The sequence below is a fragment of the Streptomyces swartbergensis genome, assembly GCF_002148965.1.
GTDB classification, from domain to species: Bacteria; Actinomycetota; Actinomycetes; order Streptomycetales; family Streptomycetaceae; genus Streptomyces; species Streptomyces swartbergensis.
This window is the reverse complement of record NZ_NGFN01000834.1, coordinates 1-682: the sequence shown is the minus strand read 5'-3', so window position 1 is coordinate 682 and position 682 is coordinate 1. Positions and strand designations below refer to the sequence as shown.

The 682-nt window shown below is 70.5% G+C and carries 1 protein-coding gene; it reads right to left on the bottom strand.

The window, feature by feature from the left end; translation table 11 throughout:
- Positions 1–7: 7 nt before the first annotated feature.
- Positions 8–457 (bottom strand): PPOX class F420-dependent oxidoreductase, encoded by a 450-nt coding sequence (locus tag CA983_RS44615; protein WP_086606191.1) that lies wholly within the window; start codon positions 455–457, stop codon positions 8–10.
- Positions 458–682: the final 225 nt, after the last annotated feature.

The window sequence follows — 682 nt, the reverse complement described above, 5'->3', positions numbered from 1 at the left end:
CCGCCCCTCAGCCCGCCGCCCCGTCCGGCAGGACCCCGGCCCGGAACGGCTCCACGCCCTCCAGCCTCCGCACCCGCGTCGGCTCGATCAGCAGCATCACCCGGCGTTCCCCGGGCAGCAGCCACGGATAGCGGTCCTCCCCGAGGTACTTCCGCGCGAGCCGGTCCATCGCCCGCTCCGCCTCCTCGCCCTCCACGAACCGGACGACCTTCCCCCGGATCTCCGCCCGGTCGTACGGGTTCTCAGGGTCGTGATGGGACAGCGAAACGCACGGATTGCGCCGCAGATTCTCCTCCTTCACCCGCCCGATGGAGGTGTTGACCATGACGTACTCGCCTTCGATGTCCGCCCACATGGGCGACACCTGGGGCGCTCCGTCCGCACCCACCGTCGCGAGGTGCCAGAAGTTCCTCGCGAGAAGACGCTCGCGAATATGCCCGTTGAGCTTGCCGTTCACCTGGGTTGCCGCCTTTCCGGGCCCGCGATCGCCAGGCCCGGCGCCATCCTCGCCGCACCTGCGCCCCGGCCGACAGACGATCTTCGGCCCCGTCGAACCCGCCGGTAGCCGTAGCTTCCTACAATCCGTGATCCTGGCCGAACAGACCGTAGTCACCGCAGCCTCGCACCCCTAGCTTGTGGCCCGTGCGCCGACCTTCAGCCCGCCCGAGCCAGCCCGCGCCCC